22 protein-coding genes and 1 pseudogene are annotated in these 19,160 nt (G+C 34.9%); 5 read left to right on the forward strand and 18 right to left on the reverse strand.

The window, feature by feature from the left end:
• Positions 1-79: 79 nt before the first annotated feature.
• Positions 80-1,396 (forward strand): branched-chain amino acid transport system II carrier protein, encoded by a 1,317-nt coding sequence (gene brnQ, locus ACOQFO_RS03205; RefSeq protein ID WP_421688263.1) that lies wholly within the window; start codon positions 80-82, stop codon positions 1,394-1,396.
• A 238-nt stretch (positions 1,397-1,634) separates the two neighbouring features.
• Here brnQ and ACOQFO_RS03210 read toward each other — a convergent pair whose 3' ends face one another.
• The 6 genes from ACOQFO_RS03210 to ACOQFO_RS03235 all read right to left on the reverse strand — a co-directional run bounded on the left by ACOQFO_RS03210 (position 1,635) and on the right by ACOQFO_RS03235 (position 6,324).
• On the reverse strand, positions 1,635-1,913 hold the full coding sequence (locus tag ACOQFO_RS03210) for an EAL domain-containing protein (RefSeq protein WP_421688264.1): 279 nt from the start codon (positions 1,911-1,913) through the stop codon (positions 1,635-1,637).
• Positions 1,914-2,663: 750 nt separating this feature from the next.
• Entirely contained in the window at positions 2,664-3,602 is a 939-nt protein-coding gene (locus tag ACOQFO_RS03215; RefSeq protein WP_421688265.1) for an ABC transporter permease subunit, read from the reverse strand.
• On the reverse strand, positions 3,589-4,491 hold the full coding sequence (locus ACOQFO_RS03220; protein WP_421688266.1) for an ABC transporter ATP-binding protein: 903 nt from the start codon (positions 4,489-4,491) through the stop codon (positions 3,589-3,591). The genes ACOQFO_RS03215 and ACOQFO_RS03220 overlap by 14 nt, the downstream gene beginning before the upstream one ends.
• Complete coding sequence (locus tag ACOQFO_RS03225; protein ID WP_421688267.1) at positions 4,492-5,190, reverse strand: ABC transporter ATP-binding protein; 699 nt, start codon at positions 5,188-5,190, stop codon at positions 4,492-4,494.
• A 1-nt stretch (position 5,191) separates the two neighbouring features.
• Positions 5,192-5,557 carry a GntR family transcriptional regulator gene (locus ACOQFO_RS03230; RefSeq protein WP_421688268.1) on the reverse strand — a complete coding sequence of 122 codons (366 nt, stop codon included), beginning with the start codon at positions 5,555-5,557 and terminating at the stop codon, positions 5,192-5,194.
• Complete coding sequence (locus tag ACOQFO_RS03235; protein WP_421688269.1) at positions 5,554-6,324, reverse strand: hypothetical protein; 771 nt, start codon at positions 6,322-6,324, stop codon at positions 5,554-5,556. The genes ACOQFO_RS03230 and ACOQFO_RS03235 overlap by 4 nt, the downstream gene beginning before the upstream one ends.
• A 244-nt stretch (positions 6,325-6,568) precedes the next feature.
• Between ACOQFO_RS03235 and ACOQFO_RS03240 the strand changes: the two genes are divergently transcribed.
• Complete coding sequence (locus ACOQFO_RS03240) at positions 6,569-6,901, forward strand: BRCT domain-containing protein (RefSeq protein WP_421688270.1); 333 nt, start codon at positions 6,569-6,571, stop codon at positions 6,899-6,901.
• Between the two features lie 18 nt (positions 6,902-6,919).
• On the opposite strand, the gene ACOQFO_RS03245 is transcribed toward ACOQFO_RS03240, so the two are convergent.
• From ACOQFO_RS03245 to ACOQFO_RS03280, 8 genes are all read right to left on the reverse strand, one after another.
• The gene (locus ACOQFO_RS03245) at positions 6,920-7,423 is read right to left on the reverse strand and encodes a PAS domain S-box protein (RefSeq protein WP_421688271.1); all 504 of its coding nucleotides are present in this window, start codon (positions 7,421-7,423) and stop codon (positions 6,920-6,922) included.
• Positions 7,424-7,597: 174 nt separating this feature from the next.
• Positions 7,598-8,122, reverse strand: a complete 525-nt coding sequence (locus ACOQFO_RS03250) for a Pr6Pr family membrane protein (RefSeq protein WP_421688272.1) — start codon at positions 8,120-8,122, stop codon at positions 7,598-7,600.
• Between the two features lie 226 nt (positions 8,123-8,348).
• Positions 8,349-8,699, reverse strand: coding sequence for a DUF2178 domain-containing protein (locus tag ACOQFO_RS03255; protein WP_421688340.1), 351 nt, complete (start codon positions 8,697-8,699; stop codon positions 8,349-8,351).
• Positions 8,689-8,928, reverse strand: a complete 240-nt coding sequence (locus tag ACOQFO_RS03260) for a helix-turn-helix transcriptional regulator (RefSeq protein ID WP_421688273.1) — start codon at positions 8,926-8,928, stop codon at positions 8,689-8,691. Before ACOQFO_RS03260 ends, ACOQFO_RS03255 begins: the two co-directional genes overlap by 11 nt.
• A 176-nt stretch (positions 8,929-9,104) precedes the next feature.
• The gene (locus tag ACOQFO_RS03265; protein WP_421688274.1) at positions 9,105-9,548 is read right to left on the reverse strand and encodes a DUF4871 domain-containing protein; all 444 of its coding nucleotides are present in this window, start codon (positions 9,546-9,548) and stop codon (positions 9,105-9,107) included.
• Between the two features lie 61 nt (positions 9,549-9,609).
• Positions 9,610-10,275 carry an HAD family hydrolase gene (locus ACOQFO_RS03270; protein ID WP_421688275.1) on the reverse strand — a complete coding sequence of 222 codons (666 nt, stop codon included), beginning with the start codon at positions 10,273-10,275 and terminating at the stop codon, positions 9,610-9,612.
• A 140-nt stretch (positions 10,276-10,415) separates the two neighbouring features.
• Positions 10,416-11,126: a dihydropteridine reductase gene (locus ACOQFO_RS03275; protein WP_421688276.1), complete on the reverse strand. Its 711-nt coding sequence runs from the start codon at positions 11,124-11,126 to the stop codon at positions 10,416-10,418.
• Between the two features lie 181 nt (positions 11,127-11,307).
• Positions 11,308-11,748, reverse strand: a complete 441-nt coding sequence (locus ACOQFO_RS03280) for a GyrI-like domain-containing protein (protein WP_421688277.1) — start codon at positions 11,746-11,748, stop codon at positions 11,308-11,310.
• Positions 11,749-12,004: 256 nt separating this feature from the next.
• On the opposite strand from ACOQFO_RS03280, the gene ACOQFO_RS03285 reads away from it, so the two are divergent.
• Positions 12,005-12,967 (forward strand): S8 family peptidase, encoded by a 963-nt coding sequence (locus tag ACOQFO_RS03285; protein ID WP_421688278.1) that lies wholly within the window; start codon positions 12,005-12,007, stop codon positions 12,965-12,967.
• Positions 12,967-13,785 carry an endonuclease I family protein gene (locus ACOQFO_RS03290; RefSeq protein WP_421688279.1) on the forward strand — a complete coding sequence of 273 codons (819 nt, stop codon included), beginning with the start codon at positions 12,967-12,969 and terminating at the stop codon, positions 13,783-13,785. The genes ACOQFO_RS03285 and ACOQFO_RS03290 overlap by 1 nt, the downstream gene beginning before the upstream one ends.
• Positions 13,786-13,838: 53 nt before the next feature.
• On the opposite strand, the pseudogene ACOQFO_RS03295 reads toward ACOQFO_RS03290, so the two are convergent.
• The 4 genes and pseudogenes from ACOQFO_RS03295 to ACOQFO_RS03310 all read right to left on the reverse strand — a co-directional run.
• Positions 13,839-14,082: pseudogene (locus ACOQFO_RS03295) on the reverse strand (DinB family protein); the annotation flags it as partial.
• 318 nt (positions 14,083-14,400) lie between these two features.
• On the reverse strand, positions 14,401-14,751 hold the full coding sequence (locus ACOQFO_RS03300; RefSeq protein ID WP_421688280.1) for a VOC family protein: 351 nt from the start codon (positions 14,749-14,751) through the stop codon (positions 14,401-14,403).
• Positions 14,752-14,832: 81 nt separating this feature from the next.
• Positions 14,833-17,061: a peptidoglycan D,D-transpeptidase FtsI family protein gene (locus ACOQFO_RS03305; protein WP_421688281.1), complete on the reverse strand. Its 2,229-nt coding sequence runs from the start codon at positions 17,059-17,061 to the stop codon at positions 14,833-14,835.
• Between the two features lie 142 nt (positions 17,062-17,203).
• Entirely contained in the window at positions 17,204-17,719 is a 516-nt protein-coding gene (locus ACOQFO_RS03310) for an NUDIX domain-containing protein (protein ID WP_421688282.1), read from the reverse strand.
• Between the two features lie 216 nt (positions 17,720-17,935).
• Between ACOQFO_RS03310 and ACOQFO_RS03315 the strand changes: the two genes are divergently transcribed.
• Positions 17,936-19,150, forward strand: coding sequence for an MFS transporter (locus ACOQFO_RS03315; RefSeq protein ID WP_421688283.1), 1,215 nt, complete (start codon positions 17,936-17,938; stop codon positions 19,148-19,150).
• Positions 19,151-19,160 lie beyond the last annotated feature (10 nt).

The raw sequence follows: 19,160 nt of genomic DNA on the forward strand, positions 1-19,160 counted from the left end.
GCGCGGCTTAATTTTATTTATGGTTGCCTCCTCCACCATGCTCGATCATTAACTTCAAATATTTTTTTAGGAGAAACATATGTCTAGACTTACAAACCAAGAGTTAATCTTAATCATCTTTATGTTATTTTCCATGTTTTTTGGAGCGGGTAACCTAATCTTTCCAGCATTTTTAGGAAACTCAGCTGGTGTAGAAATGTGGATAGCACTCATTGGATTTGTCATAACTGCAGTTGGTTTACCGATTTTAGGGGTAATTGCAATCGGCAAATCTGGTAGCTTAAATACATTAGCTACCCGTGTTCATCCTTTGTTTGCTATTATTTTTCCGATATTAATCTATCTATCGATTGGACCAGGTTTAGCTATTCCAAGAGCCGGTACTGTTGCTTTTGAAATGAGTATTAAACCTTTTTTACCTGAGAATCTATCAGATCATCCAATGATGTTACTCATTTATACAATTATATTTTTTGTCATTGTTTTCTGGTTAAGCTTATCACCATCGAAATTAGTAGATCGCTTTGGAAAATTATTAACACCAACCTTATTAATACTTATTGCAATAATTTTTGTAAAAGCAATTTTCACGCCAGTAAATTCATACGCTAAACCGACAGATTTATATTCTACAAATGGATTTTTCCAAGGATTTTTAGATGGGTATTTAACAATGGATGCACTTGCAGCATTAGTTTATGGAATCGTCGTAGTAAATACAATTCGAGCAAAAGGCATCAATGATAACGCAGCGCTTTCGAAATATATGTTATTTGCTGGCTTAGGTGCTGGGGCTTTATTAGCAGTTATTTACGGAATACTAACGTATTTAGGTTCTTCAATTTCTTCAAAGTCACAACTTACAAATGGAGCGGAAGTATTAACGCTAGTGATGAACGAACTATTTGGACAAGCTGGAATTGTCATTTTAGGATTATTATTTACTGTAGCTTGTTTATGTGTGTCAATCAGTTTAGTCATCTCATGTGGAGAATACTTCTCAAAACTAATGCCATTTTTCTCATATAAAGTATGGGCAACGATTACTGCTCTAGTTAGTTTTACAATTGCAAACCTAGGGCTAAATCAAATATTAGCCATCTCTGTACCTATATTAGGAATGATTTACCCAATGGCGATTGTCCTTATTGTTTTAGGAATATTTGCCCGACTAACAAATCATTATATTTATCTTATTACAATGATTTTCACTGCGGTATTTAGTATCATTGACACAATTAATGTAACTTTCTTAAAAAAGTCATTAGCAGATACACTAAGCTACATTCCACTTTATGACCAAGGTGTAGGTTGGGTATTGCCAGCGATTGTCGGTATAATAATTGGTACAGTCGTGGCAAAAGGGAAATCTGGAAAAGAAGTAGCGATGAAATAATTTGATAAAGAGTACCACGTTCAATGCTGACGGGGTACTCTTTTTTTGGAAGTAAGGAACATCTTAACCATTTTCTTAATAATCAAAAGCAGTCAACAGATGAATTTTTGCAACAGCTAGTAGTTCGTCTTATTCGAATGATTTAAAATGGTACTCTCTGTAATTTCAAATTCAATATCAGAGGGATGAATCCCTGCCCCTCGAATAATAGAAGCCACTTTTCTTGGCCAGTCTTGCTTTAAAAAATGCATGGCGGATATATTAATTGTACAACAGGAATACTAGCATCTTTCCATTTTTTAATCTGATGACACACATCACTGAATACCCAATCATCTATTTCAGAAATTAACCCATTCTCTTCAGCAAATGATAAAAATTCAGCCGGTGATACGATACCCCATTCCGGATGATTCCAACGGATCAGCGCTTCTTCACTAATAATTTTGTTTGATTTTGCATCAACACGAGGTTGATAGTAAATAGTAAATTCCCTGTCTTCAATTTCCTTTTTCAAGTCTCGACCAATACTAAAGTTTTTGAATGACTGTATACTACGGAAATCGATGGTGAAATGTTTTGTTAAGTCAGTTTCGGGACATTTGATGTTGATATCAATAGTGAAATGTATCGTAGGAGGGGGTTTTGAGACATTTTAATCCGAAATCGATGATGAAATGTCCCATTGAAGCCGGTTATGAGACATTTCAAACCTTAATCGATGATGAAATGTCCCATTGAAGCCGGGTATGAGACATTTTAATCCGAAATCGATGATGAAATGTCCCATATCAACCGGTTATTAGACATTTCTAATCGTAATCGATGGTGAAATGTCTCATTGAAGCCGGGTATGAGACATTTTAATCCGAAATCGATGATGAAATGTCCCATTGAAGCCGGGTATTAGACATTTCTAACCTTAATCGATGGTGAAATGTCCCATTGAAGCCGGGTATGAGACATTTTAATCCGAAATCGATGGTGAAATGTCCCATTGAAGCCGGTTATTAGACATTTCTAATCGTAATCGATGGTGAAATGTCCCATATATGCTGGGTATGAGACATTTTAATCCGAAATCGATAATAAAATGTCTCATTCAAGCCAGTTATGAGACATTTCTAACCGAAATCGATAATGAAATGTCTCATTGCTACCACCAATCACCAAATCCCCCAGTCCAAAACAAAAATGCCCATCCTCCCTTTCTTACAAAAGGTCGAATAGACATTTTCTACTTCCATCAAAAGTCACAAACCTAACTCTAAGCCGTAACATCTCTTCGAATAAAGTACGTAAAGCTCACTGCTAAGAAAATTATTGCATAAACAATATTAACTACAATCGCAAAGTTTAATGTTAAATCTGGAATGACAGCCATCATACCTGATTGGAATTGCGTTAGATCATTTGCAAACCAAATGTATTTGGCAAATTCATATTTTGCAAGGAACATTGTCACTGTTGAGCCCATTAATAATAATACAAGTGATAAACTCACTGCTAATGTACTTGAACCAAATATTGTTCCGAGCATAAAGGCAAATAATGTTGTCATAAATATCGATGCAGCGTTTAACACGATCGTTTTCACAAAGTGTGTTTCCACTACTTGCTCAACAACTTGCCCGTTTACAACAGAAAGTGTAACTGCCTCACCAGTATTAAATAAGATGTAACTACCAGCAAGGGCAACTACAACACTTACAGCAAAGAGTGCGAGTCCATATAGTAGTGACGCCACAAGTTTTGACAATAAAATCTTCCAACGTGCTGCTGGTCGTGTTAATAACATTTTAATAGTCCCTGTTCCAAATTCATTCGAAACAATAGACGCTGCAACAACCATTGTAAATATTCCAACAACCGTTAAGATAAACGTTAACAAAATATCAAACACATCATGGAAGCCCATCGCATCGATTGCTGGTAAATCATTGGCAATCCGGTATTCAGTCATCAAAATCTCATCATTTAGATATTGTAAATCTTGTTCACTTAATTCCGGTATACTCAACTGCGCATTATAATCAGCAAGCCATTTTTTATTTGCTTCTTCGCGAAGTTCTGGAGTACTCTGATCTATTGCATAATATTTGCTTATACCTAGAATTGCAGCTACTCCTAAAAGGACTAAAATTAACATGATCCATGCATTTTTTTGTGCCCAAATTTTTATCCACTCATTTTTAACGAATCGCATCTATAGCACCTCCACCAGTCATTTCGATAAATTGATCTTCTAAACGTTTTGCATTTGGTTGAATTGTATAGATGTCGATCTTCGCTTCTACCAACTTACGCACAAAATTTGGCACTTCTTCTTTCATAATTGTTACAACAAATCCACCATTTTGTGTTTTTGCTTGTTTTCCTGCTAAGGCTGCAAATTGTTCCTTTTGTTCAACTTCGAAGTAATATTCACTTACAATTTCTTCAGTTAGCTCACGAATGTCGATGATTGCACCGTTTTGAATGACTGCAATACGATCGACCATTAATTCAATTTCAGATAATAAATGGCTCGACACGACGATCGACACATTTTCTTCCTTTGCAATCTTCCTTAAATACATACGAAACTCACGAATACCGGCAGGGTCAAGTCCATTTGTTGGCTCATCTAATATTAAAAATTTTGGACTGTGGAGCATTGCTTGAGCAAGGCCAAGTCTTTGACGCATTCCAAGTGAATATGTTTTTACCTTTTCATGAATACGATTTTGTAAACCAACTTGTGCTACAACCTCATCAATTCTTGATTTCGGAACTTTATGCATGCGTGCGAAATGCTCTAAGTTTTTATACCCGCTCATATATTTATACATTTCTGGGTTTTCTACGATAACACCTACATTTCTAATGGCTTGCTCGAAGTTTTTCTGAAGTGATGTTCCATTAATGATGACCTCACCACTTGATGGATGCATAAGACCTGTCATCATACGGATCGTCGTTGTTTTCCCAGCCCCATTTGGACCAAGGAATCCAGTAATTTGCCCCGGATAAAAGTCTAAATTAACATTTTTAATAATATGCTTTCCTTTAATCGTTTTGTTTAAATTTTTTACTTGCACAATCGGCGTCGTCAATTAACGCACCCGCTTTCCATATAAATTTTTCATCCAATCAACTGCATCTTCACCGCGCTCAAGACGGATATCTTCTACATGATCCATTGCACAAAGATGACCGTCTTTCAGCAACATAACTTGATCTAAAATTGGTTCTACTTCATTCACTTCATGGGTAGATAAAACAACGGAACAATTCTCTGTATCGATAAATTTAATAATCGCTTTTAATAGACTTTCTCTTGCTAGTGGATCTAGTCCCGCAAATGGCTCATCTAGTAAATAAATCTCCACATTCCGTGCTAATAGTGTGGCCAATTTTACTCTTGCACGATTCCCCTTTGATAAATTCCCGAGCTTCACATTTGTTGGGACCTGTAAAAAAGACGTTACTTCATAGGCTTTATCCCTTGAAAAGTCATCGAACTGACTTTGATAGAAGGCAAATACTTCATCACCTGTTAGCTTTTCATAAAACAGGTCGATATCAGGGAGGTAAGCGACTTTATTTGTATGTCGACGTGTTATCTTTTTACCGTTAAATTCAATTGTTCCTGAAGTGGGAGTTAATATTCCAGCCATTAGTTTTAAAAGAGTCGATTTACCGCTACCGTTTTCGCCAATTAAGCCGATAATTTGGCCTTGTGGTATGGAGAAGGATAACCGTTCTAAAATCGTTTTTCGTTTATATTGAAAAGACAATTGCTTTACCTCCATATTAATTGCCTCCTTTCTTATTTTTCAGTACTTCGAACATTTCATCTAGTGTAAAGCCAAAAGACTCAATGGATGAGATAAATTGCAATGCGACTTGCTCTTTCATTTGTTCACGAATTGTATAAATGACTGCATCGTTTGTCGTGATAAATGTCCCCTGCCCTCGTTTTGTTTCAGTTAGCTCCATCATTTCCAACTCCTTATAAACGCGTTGCACTGTATTGACATTAACGCCTGACTCAAGGGCAAACTCACGAACCGATGCTAACTTATCTCCTGGTTTAAGCTTTCCCTTAATAACATCCCCGCAAATTATTTCAACAAGCTGTAAGTAAATTGGGCGGTCTTTTGCGAAATCCATTGTCATCGAGCGCTCACCCTCTCTATCCACTTACATGACACCACGTAAAACAATATAAGTACCATGGTCATGACAATTTCTTCAACAATATAAAAGTCAAAATAGAGATTCACATTCATCGAACTTTCTGAAAATGTTGGTAAGTATTGATTAAAAAAGGATGACTCTACTTTTCCGAATTGCACCAATGTGAAGTTTGGTAGACGATTAATAATCTCTAAAATAAGCATGACTGTAATTAACATGACAACATAACTTAACTTCCCAATATAACGGGCTAATTGATTGTTCAAAGCTGTTACAAATAAAATAACGACAATAAAGAATAGATAAAAAGCGACCACTAAAATGAAACAAGCAATACCAAAGACTAAATATTGCATTAGTGTACCAACAATCAAATCCCCTACAAAAAAGAAACCGGTAAAAGCAACAATACTTAAAGCAATCATGCTTATGCAATGATAGATTACTTTCGCTCCAATTAATGAATAAATTGATTGGCTGTTATGAAGCCAAAGTTCTTTTGTTTTAATATCACGGTTTAAACTACTTGAGAACATAGCAATTGAAAAAATCCATACAAGTGATCCTGCAATCATAGTAAAGATCATTCGTATATTGTTGACATCGTAATGACCAGTATTAGGAAATATCTGTATAATCGCTAGTGGTCCTAAAAAGATAAAAATCCCAACAAGCCCAGCCATCACCAAGTTTGACATTGTGTAATAACGATGTTCCTGAATGACTAATCCGAAAAATTTATTCATACCGAACCTCCAGTAATAGTGTTCTAGTGAAATAGTACACTATATTTTTAAGGAGTGCAACAAAAAAAGGAAAAAATTTCTTTAATGGCTAAATAAAAGCTGCCCGCCTTTTTATGGAGTTTCAGTGGGAGGTTAGTAGCTTCAATTTTCGTTTCGGCATCAAACTTTTTCTGCTAGAATTGAAACCGTGGAAATATTGTCTTTCTGCTATTATTAAATTCTAAATCAGTCAAGGTGAAGCAACATGAAACAAGATCATGACACTACAGAAGTAATCCTTCTATCTGATCCAACACAACATTTGGAACATCCCTTTAACAATAAAAGAATCGTCTTTACTGGTGCCCTTTCCTCTATGACTCGATCAGAAGCTGCAAAAAGAGTGAATGCTTTAGGAGGGATTTTGCAAGGGGCTGTTACAAAGGAAACGGATTTTGTGATTCTGGGGGATAAACGACATGGAATTAGTTCAAAACATTTAAAAGCCAAACAATTAATTAGCCACGGATATGACATACAAATTCTAATAGAGGATGATTTTCTTTGGATTTTATCGATACAAAACGAGAGTATTTAAATGGGACCATTTCTGAAACTAAAAAATCCTAAGTGATATGACACCACTTAGGATCCAGAACAAAATGACTTCTCCATCATGCACCACCACTGGATCAGGCAAATTCGTTATCAGATTCCGAAACCTTTCTTCACTTTCAACTAATTCACATTCTAATTGCTTTCTTACCGTTATATTTTGAATTTGGGAGATTAGGAATAATGGTTGGTCCCCTTCACGAACTACTGAAACAGATAGGAGTATCCAAACGATATTCCCATTTTTGTGGATATATCTTTTTTCCATTTCGTAAGCTGCTTTTTCGCCTTCAATTAGCTCATGTAAAGGTTTCATATCTTCTTCCAAATCATCCGGATGAGTAATGGCTTGAAAATTAATGGATAACAGTTCCTCTTCTGCATAGCCAGTCATATCGGTTAAAGCAGGGTTTACTTTTAACCATTTTCCTTCTAACGAAAGGATCGCCATTCCAATAGGTGAATAATGAAAAGCTTGCTCGAATCTATTAATAAAATTTAACATTTTGCGACCTCAGAAAATTTTAGTTTGGTAAAAAATCTATTTATTTATCTTGTACAAATCGTTACTATGACGTTTCTTTTTTAAGATTTACCTTACTTAATTGAAGCTTATACCAAACCTTATAGTAACATACGTAAACATGTAATAATTGGACATCTTTTTACCTATAATCATTCAATTTTGCACTTCTGCTCTTTCTACAACATGTTTAGATGTAGTATCGATATTATTTTTGATTTTAAGAAATACGCCATTTAATGTGATTAATAAAAAGCCCAAAATGAAGTAGACACATAAATACGCGATTATGAACAATACGACATTTGTATAACTACCTACACCTACTGGAATTTCGCCATTAGGATTCAAAAAGAAATAAGGATAAAAACCATCAATCAACCCTCTTACCAATGAAACAACGCTATATAAGAAGGGATAAATCATCCAATAAAAGATGAAATTTAAAGAATATTTTTCTTTAATCTCAAATACGAACCAATTAATAAATACAAGTATCGGTATTAAGTAATGGAGAGTAAAGTTCGTGATAATCCGGGTTCCAGTATATTCTCCACCACTTGAGAGAAGAAAATGATAAGTTAGTATACATATAGACATATAGATAATTGAGCAATTTTTAAAGTATTCTAAAATTGAATTCCGATCTCTTCTTGATAAGATAGCAAAACTACTAAACATGATGTTATGGAAACTAATAGATTAGAATGAATTGTAAATTTAGTTAAAGAAACCAATGGATCAGGGGAATAAACGACATGTAAAATAACACTGATAAAACCTATTAATGCGATTAATATATGAAAAGCTAACTTAAATTTGAGCCTCATTTTCTTCCCATTCATACTGGCCATCATCACGTTACTCCTATTCCAATAATAGTAGGTATCCTTTATACGACCTTTCCTTATGAAAAATCCTTTTTATATTGAATAGCAAGGTAAATTCCACCAGCTAAAAATGCAAGAGAATATTTAAACATGAAAAAGATGTTCCACATATAGTCTTTAGGAAAAATGATGTCACATAAAATGATGGCCCACAGCACGCAATAAGCGCTTCTTAAATAGATTTTATTTGTCCGTTCGTCTTCTTGCCCAATCATCTTATAAAATACAAAGGTAAAAATAATACTGCCTAGAAGCAGTAACCCACCAACTCCAACAAGAATATTCCAATTCCCCGAAGAGTGTTCAGCCCATGTCTTTAAAGGGTAAAATATTGCATTAGGTATATCTGAGATCGACTTAATTTCCATTTTCATCATTCCCTTTCTCGTAAGTGAAAATTTCGTTTACATCAACTTTAAAAAAATCTGCAATTCGAAAAGCTAACAGCAAAGTCGGAACATAATTTCCTTTTTCCATTACGAAGATGGTTTGTTTGGAAACCCCTACTTTTTCCGCTAATTCTTGCTGTGACATTCTGGCAAGCACACGATATTCATACACCTTATTTGATATCGAATCTCCAAAATCTTTCTTCATAAACTTCACCTCTTGAATTGAATTGTAAACTGAATTTACCAAAAAGTAAATCAAACTTATACTAAATTAAAAATTTTATTTATTTTTTAACAAAAAACTTTTATCAACCAAATAAAAAACCTGACGAAATGGATGTTTCCGTCAGGTTCACATATCTATTTAATTAAACTTGTTTATCATTCTTGAATAATATCTACTATAATTTCATCAAAAAATTCTCCGTCAATATAAACCTTCAACTTCCATAGTCCTGATGAAGTAAACAATACTGATGAACGTGCGTGTCCGTTTATTTCATCACCACGTGGAGTTAATTGTTCATCTTTAAATATGATTGGATTGATCTCATCTTCCCCTTGTTTATATGCTTTCACTTCCCACTTTTTATAGGAAATATCTTCATTTCCCCAAAAGTGCCACATCCACTTTTGGCCATTTTCAGTAACAGTTTTAGGACCAATAATTCCAATGCTTCCCTCTTTTCCAAACATTTCTCCATATTCATGAGTAAAAGTAGGACTATTATCTTCCCATACTTCTTTGGTGGTCTCGTTTGGATTACAAGCAACTAAAACAATAAACAGTGTAAATAAATACACAATGAATAGGCTATTTCTCATAAACTCCTCCATTAATTTTTATTATTCTTGCAATTTTATCTTAGAAACAAGGCTAATCGTTTTATTTGTTTAATTTATTTATGATTAACGGTATTTCCGACAAATCATTGATGGTGAAATCTACTTCTACATCATCCCATTGTGTATCACGTTTCCAAACACCTTTCATACCAACATTTTGAGCAGCTTTTACATCATTTACTGGATGGTCACCTACAAATAGGCTTTCTTTCGGTAAAACATTCAGTTTTTCTATTGCTCTAATGAATATTTGTGGGCTTGGCTTTTTAATCCCTTCCCATTCGGATATCAAAATTGTCTCAAAATATTTATCTATAACTAAAGCCTTAATATTATCCATCTGAAACTGCCCATATCCATTTGTGATCATTCCTAAGACAAGATTGTTACTTTTTAACTCTTCCAACATATTAATAAGATTTGGAAAAGGAACACAGTTATTTTTAAACTCACTCAAATAATCTTGGAGTAACTTTTCCCATGTTATTTCAGTTATTTTAAATTCATCAACTAGTTGCTCATAAACTTTATCTTTCCATACATACCCTCGGCTATCTAATTCAATAAATCTCGATACATACTTCTCTTTTGGAATATGACTTAAAAACTCTATTAACCTGTCATATTGATTCTGAACAAACAGCTTTACCGACTCGTCTCTATTTAATAAAGTTCCATCTAGATCAAACAAAACAGCTTTAATCATTTTTAATTCACACTCTCTGCTTTAGGATATTATGTTATCTTCTTGATAGTTAATACAATGTCCTTCTAAATCAATGAATTAAAAAACGACTGCTCATATTGAACAGTCGCATCACTTGTGGAAATTGTAATCTATTAAATTTACGATTCAACGGATAGAAACTCAGATCTCTTACTTTCTCGTTTATCGAGCATAATTTGTTCTGGCTTGATTCCTTGCTCAAACAGTACTTCAATGTTTTGTTTTAGAAACTCATCGCTACCAACAATATAGTAAATTCCGTCCTTGTCAGCAGCTAGTTTTTTCACTTCTTCATAATAGTCATTGCGATTATCAACATACTGCGCAGTGAACTTTTTGTCAGGTTCAGATTTAAATACATCTATAAATAAGTAATCCTTTGTTGAATCAATGTTTAATGAATGCATTTGATTGACGTTGTCAGCACGGTTGAAATATTCGAGTACGATCGGTCTGAAAGTTGCCAATCCAACACCTGATGATAGTAAGTAAACATTTTTGTTTTCTCTTTTTAAAGGTACATTCGAATGAATTTTAAAAAGTGCAACTTGATCGCCGACTTTATGCTTTCTTAAAATCGATTTATACTCAGAGCATAGTTCTTTAATACGTGTTGTAATCGCAATCACATTTTCGTGTGGCAAAGTAGAGATCGACATATGGCGGACTAGGCTTTTGTTTGGTTTATCTCCTGCATTAAATCCTTCTAGAGCTAAGTGGGTATGGGAACCTTCCTCCCATGTAAAACCTTCTGGAACGTCAAGCATATATGTTTTCACTTCAGGTGTTACATTAATAATTTTATTTATTTTCGTCCAATAAATTTGCATAGTGTAATCCCCTTTTAAAAAATAGGTAGCTTCATAATCTAATATAAACTAATTGATAATAATTCTCAATTAAAAAATGCCTCTTGCTGAGGAAATTGTTAACGTTCTAGATTTTTCAGTTCGCTAAAAAAAAATATTGGCGCAAACCCTTTGTTTAGGATTGCGCCAATATTTAATATTCTTAAGCATGTATTGGTAAGTAAATCTGTACCTCTTCACCATCATCTATAGGATGGTATGTTTCGATAATATAGGAATCTAGATCTCTTTGATAGCCTTGCTCATTGCCCCATTTCAATAAGTTCAAATGAAGTTGATCCAAGCTATTTATATTACCTCTTGTAGTTATGTAGCTATTATTTGTTTCAATATAATCCATACCAGATGGCACTTCTGTTAATTTCTCATTCACCATTAACCCTACATAATAATGACCAATAGCATGGTCTGCGTCCCTTTTAGGCTCAAATAGAGCAATTTCTGTTTCAGTTCGGTTTTGAATTTCCTTTGATCTACTAAGCAGTTCCCTTGCAAGCAGAGGTACTTCATTTCCAAAGTTAATAAATTCCCCACTACCTTTTAATCCAACCAACTTAAAATCTTTTTTTACCATCTCGAACATACTACCCCACCCCTTATCAAATTACATACCTATATTATATTCAACAAAACTTCTTATTGCCCTGCATGAATTTGTAAGATTGATAATTTAATTTCCCTAAAAACTATCGATTAAATACTAATTCCATTTCTATTATCCCTCTGTTAGTCCATAAGTAGCCCATCTATCGTAACTGTTCATACATTTTCTGAATTGTTAAACTATTAATAACTTCCAAGAATATACTTGAAACTTAATCCTATCAGGAGGGACTCAAATGGAGCAAAAGTTACGTTTACTACCTTATGAAGTGAATGCAGTGATTGAAGTGGTGTCTGAGGTACCCAAAGGTGTAGAGCTTATAGCTGCCCCAAAAGTCTGGGAGAATTCTAAAGGAAATGGAATCACAGTTGCGATATTGGACACTGGATGCGACGTTACCCATCCTGATTTAAGTGGGCGTATTATCGGGGGACGGAATTTCACCCGCGATGATAATGGAGATCCAGATGTGTACACTGACTATAATGGTCATGGAACCCATGTAGCTGGGACAATTGCGGCAATTCATAACGGTACTGGAGTCGTTGGTGTTGCACCTGAAGCAAATTTACTGATTGTAAAAGTTCTTGATAGAAATGGATCAGGGCAATATGACTGGATCATCAAAGGGATTAACTTTGCAGTGGAACAAAAGGTTGATATTATTTCCATGAGTCTCGGCGGTCCTACAGATGTACCCGAGCTACATCAAGCAATTCAAAATGCTATCGCTAATGGTGTTTTAGTCGTTTGTGCTGCTGGTAATGAAGGAGATGGACAAAGTTCTTCAGATGAATTGTCCTATCCTGGTAGCTACAATGAAGTGATTAGTGTAGGGTCAATTAATCTACAAAGACGATCTTCGAATTTTTCAAATTCGAATAATGAAATTGATTTAGTAGCTCCTGGAGAAGAAATTCTATCAACTTATTTAAATGGAAAGTATGCAAACCTAAGTGGAACATCAATGGCAACACCACATGTAACCGGTGCACTTGCCCTCATCAAAGACATTGCCAACAAAAACTTTGAGCGTGAACTAACTGAAACGGAATTATATGCACAACTAATTAAGAGAACCCTTCCTTTAGGCAACTCTCCTAAACTCGAAGGCAACGGATTACTTTACTTAACAGTCGAGGAATACTTATCGGAAGTATTTAACGAAAGAATATCTGCACAGGTTTTGAATAGTTAATGAAAAATTTAGATTTGCTTTACAGTGAATGGGAAATGGCCAAATCTGACTTTTTAAAGTTTAAGGCTAATCGACCCTATTATGACGAAAAGAGAGATAAAGAAATGAAGGATAATTACTATCAAAGTCTTTCATTCAATGATCCTAATCTTTTCATTCGCCTTCACACTCTGCTTGAAAAAACTCATACAAAACAATTAGCCTATAGCCCACACCTTTATGTATACCCATGGGTTGATTTACAGGAAAATGGTACATTAAAGAGTCTCTATTCTGGAAAAGGGATGGATCCACTTTCTGTCATAGAAGAAGATGTACGGCTCTATGAAATGCAGGCAAAAGGGGTAGTCAGCATATTATCGGACGCACAATTTAACTGTGAACATGTCGTACCTCAATCATGGTTCGATCAAAAAGCACCTATGAGAGGGGATTTGCATCATCTATTTGCCTGTGAACCGACTTGTAATAGTAGTCGCAACAACTATCCTTACTACGATTTCAGCGATTATCACCCTGAAAGTTCCATTTTGGGAATTAAGGATGGCTGTGGTAAGTCTGAAGATCGGAAGTTCGAACCAGAATACGGCAAAGGGATCGTGGCTAGAGCTACACTTTATTTCCTCATTCGCTATCCGAATTTAATAGAAAAGGAGTTAGCCGACGTTTCTTTAATGCTCAAATGGCACGAAACATTTCCGGTTTCCACCTATGAAAAACATCGTAACCTTGCGATTCATGAACTTCAAGGCAATCGGAATCCTTTTATTGATTTTCCAAAAATGGCGGAAAAAATCATGACCATAGAAATCAAATAAAAACAACCGGTTTTCGATTCATCACAATCGGATACCGGTTTTTCATTTGATAACTATTGTTTATTAACCTGTCTTTTCAAAATTCCTAAGTATTCTTTCCAAGGTCCCACGTCTTCCCTATATCTCTCAGCCATTACCCTTACAATTTGAGCAATGTGTGTAAAGTCATGAACAACCCAAGTTGAAAGCAATTCTCTTACCTTAACTGTTCCAAATGCAGGATGAACCCTCCAACTCAAGGTGAATTTCAGGTTCAATAAGAGCTATAAGTTTACTAATATTTTGTATTCTTAATGCGTTTGTTTGACGCTAAATTCCAAATTTGAATGCTGAACAAAGGTAAAATCAAACTGGCTATGTAGATGTTAAGAGGTCCTACTGTCAACCATCGATGAACACCCTCCAAACCAATAGACAAAAATGGCAGTACCAATAAAACAATTAAAACTATGGAAAGTGGCAAATTCCCTTTGCTTACATTTCTTCCTTTATTAATATAGCTGGTACCATAAGAAAATAGGAGTTTATTATATTTTTCATTTTGCTCATATTTATAATTCCTTGTGTAGTATTCAACTCAAAAATGATATCACAGAAACTCTTACTGAATTAAACTTAACATTGACAAATCATTAAATGGTTCCCATCAGGGTCTTTGAAATTAAACCAGTGATTATGCTCAATTTCTGTTGTTAGTTCAACATTCTTATTTTTCATATACTCATATGCTTCTACAATATTGTTCGTATTTAAATGAAAAGGAGGAGTTTTGAACATATTTTCCTCTGAATAAATCTTACTATCTAGTACAATACCAGTTCCGTTCATAGGTACGATATATAAATGACCAAACAATATTTCTCCATCTGCTGGTAAACCTAGAATGTTACAATACCAGTCACGAGCTTCTTCAATATTGCGTACCGGAATAAATACCGTACCAATTTGATTTAGTAATGGGTTCATACAATACCTCCAAATTTTACTATATAGTCTATGTTTGTCATGTATTCTTAATCCTTCCCATCTTGTTAAGTTGAAATAACTCTATTCATTTCCCACTTGCTCTTCCGCAACTTGTTCTTCTGTTTCTTCATCAATTTTATCATCTGTTGGTGGCGGTAGAATATGTTGATCGACACTACTGGATGATAAGCCATTTTCATTATATTTATTTTTAAGCTCAAAATAATAATCTAAAACTTCTCTAGCTATTTCATTGTTCTTATATAATGGATCCTTAAAATTCGTTGTGGCCCACGGGATCATTACAGCATAAGCGACTTCTGGATTTTCCAACGGTGCAAACCCGATGTGTGTAAAATTCAAAGTTTCTGTTTTCCACTCTTCTCTTATAGGACCGTAGTAAACCACCTCTGCAGTTCCAGTTTTACCAGCTGCAGTATAGGGAGTATTTGAAAATTGGCCGCGTGCAGAACCGTAGGAACCTACATAAACTTTTCGAAGACCTTCTTTTACATGTTGAATTTGCTCATGACTGTTGGAAATCCGATTCAAAACATTCGGTGTAACTTCTTCTATTATTGGTCCTAGTTTTTCTCCATCTTTAGAAGGCTCTCGCACCTCTTTCAACATCCTTGGCTGTATACGGTAACCACCATTTGCAATTGTTGAAATATATTGTGCTAATTGTAAAGTGGTATAAGTATCATACTGTCCGATTGCTTGGTTTAAAACAACCCCAGCATTATCTGGGACACCTTTAACCCCCGAAACTTCACCAGGCAGATCAATTCCAGTATTTACACCAAGTCCAAACTCAGCATAACCATTACGCATTCGAAGTAATGTATCATCTCTAATGATTAACGGCATGTCGTAAGTATAGTTTGTACCACCCATAAACATTGCCACTTGGAACATGTATGAGTTTGAAGATTGTTCTAACGCACGAATGTCATCCATAGGAATTCTTCCAGAACGGTTGAAAATGGAACTTTTTTGCTCTGTATTTAATAGTTTTATTGGTTGGTCAACGAGTCTAGTACCTGGAGTAATGACCCCTTCTTTATACCCCATTAATAAAGTAGCTGCTTTCACTGTAGAGCCCGCTTCATATGCTGTAGTAAATGTTCCATATGAGTAATCTACTATATAATCTTCACCTGTATTGGGATCAGTTTCGATTTTCTTCCCGACCATTGCTAAAATCTCGCCTGTATTTGGATTCATCATAATGTAGAAAGCTCGATCTAATAAATGCGAACCATTTAAAGCTTTTAATTCTAGTAATTTCTCTTCAACGATTCGTTCCGCCTCTAGTTGAAGCTCAATATCAATCGTTGTCACCAAGTCATTACCTGGCTCTCCTTTGTAGGTTGTAACCGTATCGACAACTATACCTTGTTTATTTGTTATATTTTTAACGACCGACTTTTTACCTTGCAATAATTCCTCGTATTGTGCCTCAAAATAACTTTCACCTACACGGTCATTGCGTGAATAATCTCTTGCTAAGAAATAATCAAATTTAGAAAATGGGATCCCTTTACTAGGTACCGTTGTTCTTCCTAGTATTGAAAGAGAAGTTAACTTTACTCGTTTCCAATCCGTTGTCGTATTGACTCCTGGTAAATCAGGTAAACGTTCAGAAACCCGCGCAAATTCTTCAGCAGTTACATTCTCATTCTTAATAATTTGTGGAGATAAATAATAGCCAGACGTCATTTCACGAAAAATGGCTAACACTTCTAAATCGTGTACAGTTAATTGCTCTAATTCTTCATCCGTAATACGTTCGCGAACTAATCGGTCTATCTCAGTCTGTTTTTGCTTTTTATCAAGCTCTTCATTTGCATTAAGTGCATCTTCTTCCTCTTTTGACACTTTTGCGTATGCTTCATCTTTATTTCGTAAAATCCAAAAATCTAATTTGTCACGATATGTAATCCGATCTATCGGTTGTTCTATTAACATCGCTAACTGTTCTGCGATTAGTAACATTTCGTTCGTTGTAATACTCGGCATTTTTGTATACGTAATTGCATTCACTGGTTCGTTATCAACAAGAATCCTGCCATAGCGATCATAAATTCTACCTCTCGCAACACTCGTATTTACTGAGACTTCTTCTGTTTTTGCAAGCTCTCTAACATAATGCTCACCTTTAACGATTTGTAGGTATCCTAATCGGAATATTAATAAAGAGAATAAAACAAAGATGGAAAAAAACAAGACATTCATACGAAAAGATAAATTGGAACGATATTTTGCCTTCACACTTGAAGCACGATTATTTTTTGATAACTTTGTCATCTAAACCCTTTCCCCTTCACTAAAGTCATACTTTTCTTAATCGTTTACTTCGAAGTCTATTAATCTGTCTTATTAATTTAAGTATATTATTTCACATTATAACTATATTTTCCAAATAGGTACCCTTTTTTTCTAAAATTAGTTATTTAGACGTGGACCCTAAGGTTTCAGATGAATTTAAGGTTAATGCCTCGGATAAGATTAACTTTGCGAGTTCATGGTCGTTAATGATAAATGGTACTTCAGAGGGATCTAGCCAAATTCGAGACGATGATTCATTTTCACTGAGAAATGGTAAGCATTCTGTAACATCCATTCTAAAAAAGGCCTGATATGCAATTAATGGATACTTTCCTTTTGGATTAAAGGAAAGATTTTCTACATGGCTCACTTCTATTGATCCTATGTATTGAACTGTTCCCTTAACATAACCTTCTTCATATGTTTCTCGTAATATAGCTTCTTCCATGCTTTCTCCAGCCTCAACATGCCCACCCGGATAATTAAACCCTCGATCTTTTATTTGTACTAATAATACTTTTCCATCTTTAATGCACACAGCATGAACACTTGTCACAATTAAAGACTCTCTTAATTCTAATCGAGGCATCCAAGTAAGTTTCACCTTTCCACCCCAGTCAACATAAATGGTCTGCATAAATTGATTTCATCTCCATTATTCCAATTCCTCAACCCTAACTCTCCAAATTATATGATGACTTCCAATCTCATGCTTTCAACATTATATAAATACCTCAGTCTTTTTTACGAAGTGATGTTCCTACTTCTGACTGAGCCCTTTCTACATGTGGTGCGATACAATTCTGTTAGTAGAAAAGCACGTTACATTAAACATGTAGAAAGGATTTCGATTATGAAAGAAATAATAACAGATTCGCGTTTCCGATTAATCCTGATGGCGAACATTGCTTCATCCATCGGTTCCGGCATTACGATGATTGCCATTCCTTGGCTGTTAGTAACAAGTGAGAACGGCAATGTTTTATTTGGTTTTATTACAATTGGTATGACATTAATCAATTTTATCGTCACACCTTATATTGGAACTTTAGTTGATCGTGTTTCTCGAAAGAATTTATTATTAACTAGTGAAATTATTTGTCTTGTGGCCATCTTATTATTTTCTATATTAGGATTTGTAGGACTAACGTATACGATCTGGCACTACACGGCTATTTATGTGATTGGGAGTCTTTATTACACAATTTTTTACCCAACTATGTTTGCTATAAATCAAGAAATCTTTAACAGAAATCAATACAAATCGTTGAACGGGACGATGGAGGTTCAGGGACAACTCTCAAGTATGATTGCTGGGGCGGTGGCAAGTTACCTGCTTGTTCATTGGGAGTTACAGTCAATTTTACTACTGAACGTGTTCTCATACGCAGCAGCAGCTTATTTTTATGCACGTCTTCCTTACAAGAAAACCAACAATACGAATAAAATCAATACTCGTAAAGGTGGATGGGAAGGCATTTCGTATATGAAGGATCATCCAGCATTGTTCATTTTCCTTCTATTTTCTACATTTCCCTTTCTCGGAGTGATGATTACAAATTATTTGTTTCCAGTTTATTTATCAGATGTATTGAAAGTTTCGGGAGAAATATACGCGATTGAAAGTATGATATATGCTATTGGTGCAATTACGGCAGGGTTAGCTATTCCAGTAGTAGCTCAAAAATTCGGAAATGAATTAACGGTGATTATAGGGGTCATTTTATTTTCTCTTGCCATTTCATTGATTGTCTTTGTTTCTCTACCAATCTATTTATCTCTAATGTTCTTTTTTGCACTTGGAAATAGTGGAACTCGAGTTGCCAGAAATTCATTCATGATGGACCATATTCCAAACGAAATCATAGGTAGGGTAGATGGTTTGTTTAGAACAGTAGGATTATTATTGAGGATCCTTGCCCTTGCGCTTTTTACGAAAATGATTTCTTCAGATTTGATTATCATTTGCTTTCTTATTTTAAGCGGAATTATGGTTGTAGCTGCATTTACAGTGTTTATATCTTGGAAAAATGGATTGAACAAAACTATGTATGAAAAATTATCTTAAGTAAGAATGA

Origin of the sequence: Ureibacillus sp. MALMAid1270 (genome assembly GCF_049202975.1) — a bacterium.
Taxonomy (GTDB): Bacteria; Bacillota; Bacilli; order Bacillales_A; family Planococcaceae; genus Ureibacillus.

What these genes read in the sequence shown, in the direction of transcription:
- brnQ (WP_421688263.1), top strand. Translation starts at nt 80, where the DNA reads ATGTCTAGACTTACAAACCAAGAGTTAATCTTAATCATCTTTATGTTA.
- ACOQFO_RS03215 (WP_421688265.1), bottom strand. Translation starts at nt 3,602, where the DNA reads ATGCGATTCGTTAAAAATGAGTGGATAAAAATTTGGGCACAAAAAAAT.
- ACOQFO_RS03225 (WP_421688267.1), bottom strand. Translation starts at nt 5,190, where the DNA reads ATGGAGGTAAAGCAATTGTCTTTTCAATATAAACGAAAAACGATTTTA.
- ACOQFO_RS03230 (WP_421688268.1), bottom strand. Translation starts at nt 5,557, where the DNA reads ATGACAATGGATTTCGCAAAAGACCGCCCAATTTACTTACAGCTTGTT.
- ACOQFO_RS03235 (WP_421688269.1), bottom strand. Translation starts at nt 6,324, where the DNA reads ATGAATAAATTTTTCGGATTAGTCATTCAGGAACATCGTTATTACACA.
- ACOQFO_RS03240 (WP_421688270.1), top strand. Translation starts at nt 6,569, where the DNA reads ATGAAACAAGATCATGACACTACAGAAGTAATCCTTCTATCTGATCCA.
- ACOQFO_RS03245 (WP_421688271.1), bottom strand. Translation starts at nt 7,423, where the DNA reads ATGTTAAATTTTATTAATAGATTCGAGCAAGCTTTTCATTATTCACCT.
- ACOQFO_RS03250 (WP_421688272.1), bottom strand. Translation starts at nt 8,122, where the DNA reads ATGTTTAGTAGTTTTGCTATCTTATCAAGAAGAGATCGGAATTCAATT.
- ACOQFO_RS03255 (WP_421688340.1), bottom strand. Translation starts at nt 8,699, where the DNA reads ATGGAAATTAAGTCGATCTCAGATATACCTAATGCAATATTTTACCCT.
- ACOQFO_RS03260 (WP_421688273.1), bottom strand. Translation starts at nt 8,928, where the DNA reads ATGAAGAAAGATTTTGGAGATTCGATATCAAATAAGGTGTATGAATAT.
- ACOQFO_RS03265 (WP_421688274.1), bottom strand. Translation starts at nt 9,548, where the DNA reads ATGAGAAATAGCCTATTCATTGTGTATTTATTTACACTGTTTATTGTT.
- ACOQFO_RS03270 (WP_421688275.1), bottom strand. Translation starts at nt 10,275, where the DNA reads ATGATTAAAGCTGTTTTGTTTGATCTAGATGGAACTTTATTAAATAGA.
- ACOQFO_RS03275 (WP_421688276.1), bottom strand. Translation starts at nt 11,126, where the DNA reads ATGCAAATTTATTGGACGAAAATAAATAAAATTATTAATGTAACACCT.
- ACOQFO_RS03280 (WP_421688277.1), bottom strand. Translation starts at nt 11,748, where the DNA reads ATGTTCGAGATGGTAAAAAAAGATTTTAAGTTGGTTGGATTAAAAGGT.
- ACOQFO_RS03285 (WP_421688278.1), top strand. Translation starts at nt 12,005, where the DNA reads ATGGAGCAAAAGTTACGTTTACTACCTTATGAAGTGAATGCAGTGATT.
- ACOQFO_RS03290 (WP_421688279.1), top strand. Translation starts at nt 12,967, where the DNA reads ATGAAAAATTTAGATTTGCTTTACAGTGAATGGGAAATGGCCAAATCT.
- ACOQFO_RS03300 (WP_421688280.1), bottom strand. Translation starts at nt 14,751, where the DNA reads ATGAACCCATTACTAAATCAAATTGGTACGGTATTTATTCCGGTACGC.
- ACOQFO_RS03305 (WP_421688281.1), bottom strand. Translation starts at nt 17,061, where the DNA reads ATGACAAAGTTATCAAAAAATAATCGTGCTTCAAGTGTGAAGGCAAAA.
- ACOQFO_RS03310 (WP_421688282.1), bottom strand. Translation starts at nt 17,719, where the DNA reads ATGCAGACCATTTATGTTGACTGGGGTGGAAAGGTGAAACTTACTTGG.
- ACOQFO_RS03315 (WP_421688283.1), top strand. Translation starts at nt 17,936, where the DNA reads ATGAAAGAAATAATAACAGATTCGCGTTTCCGATTAATCCTGATGGCG.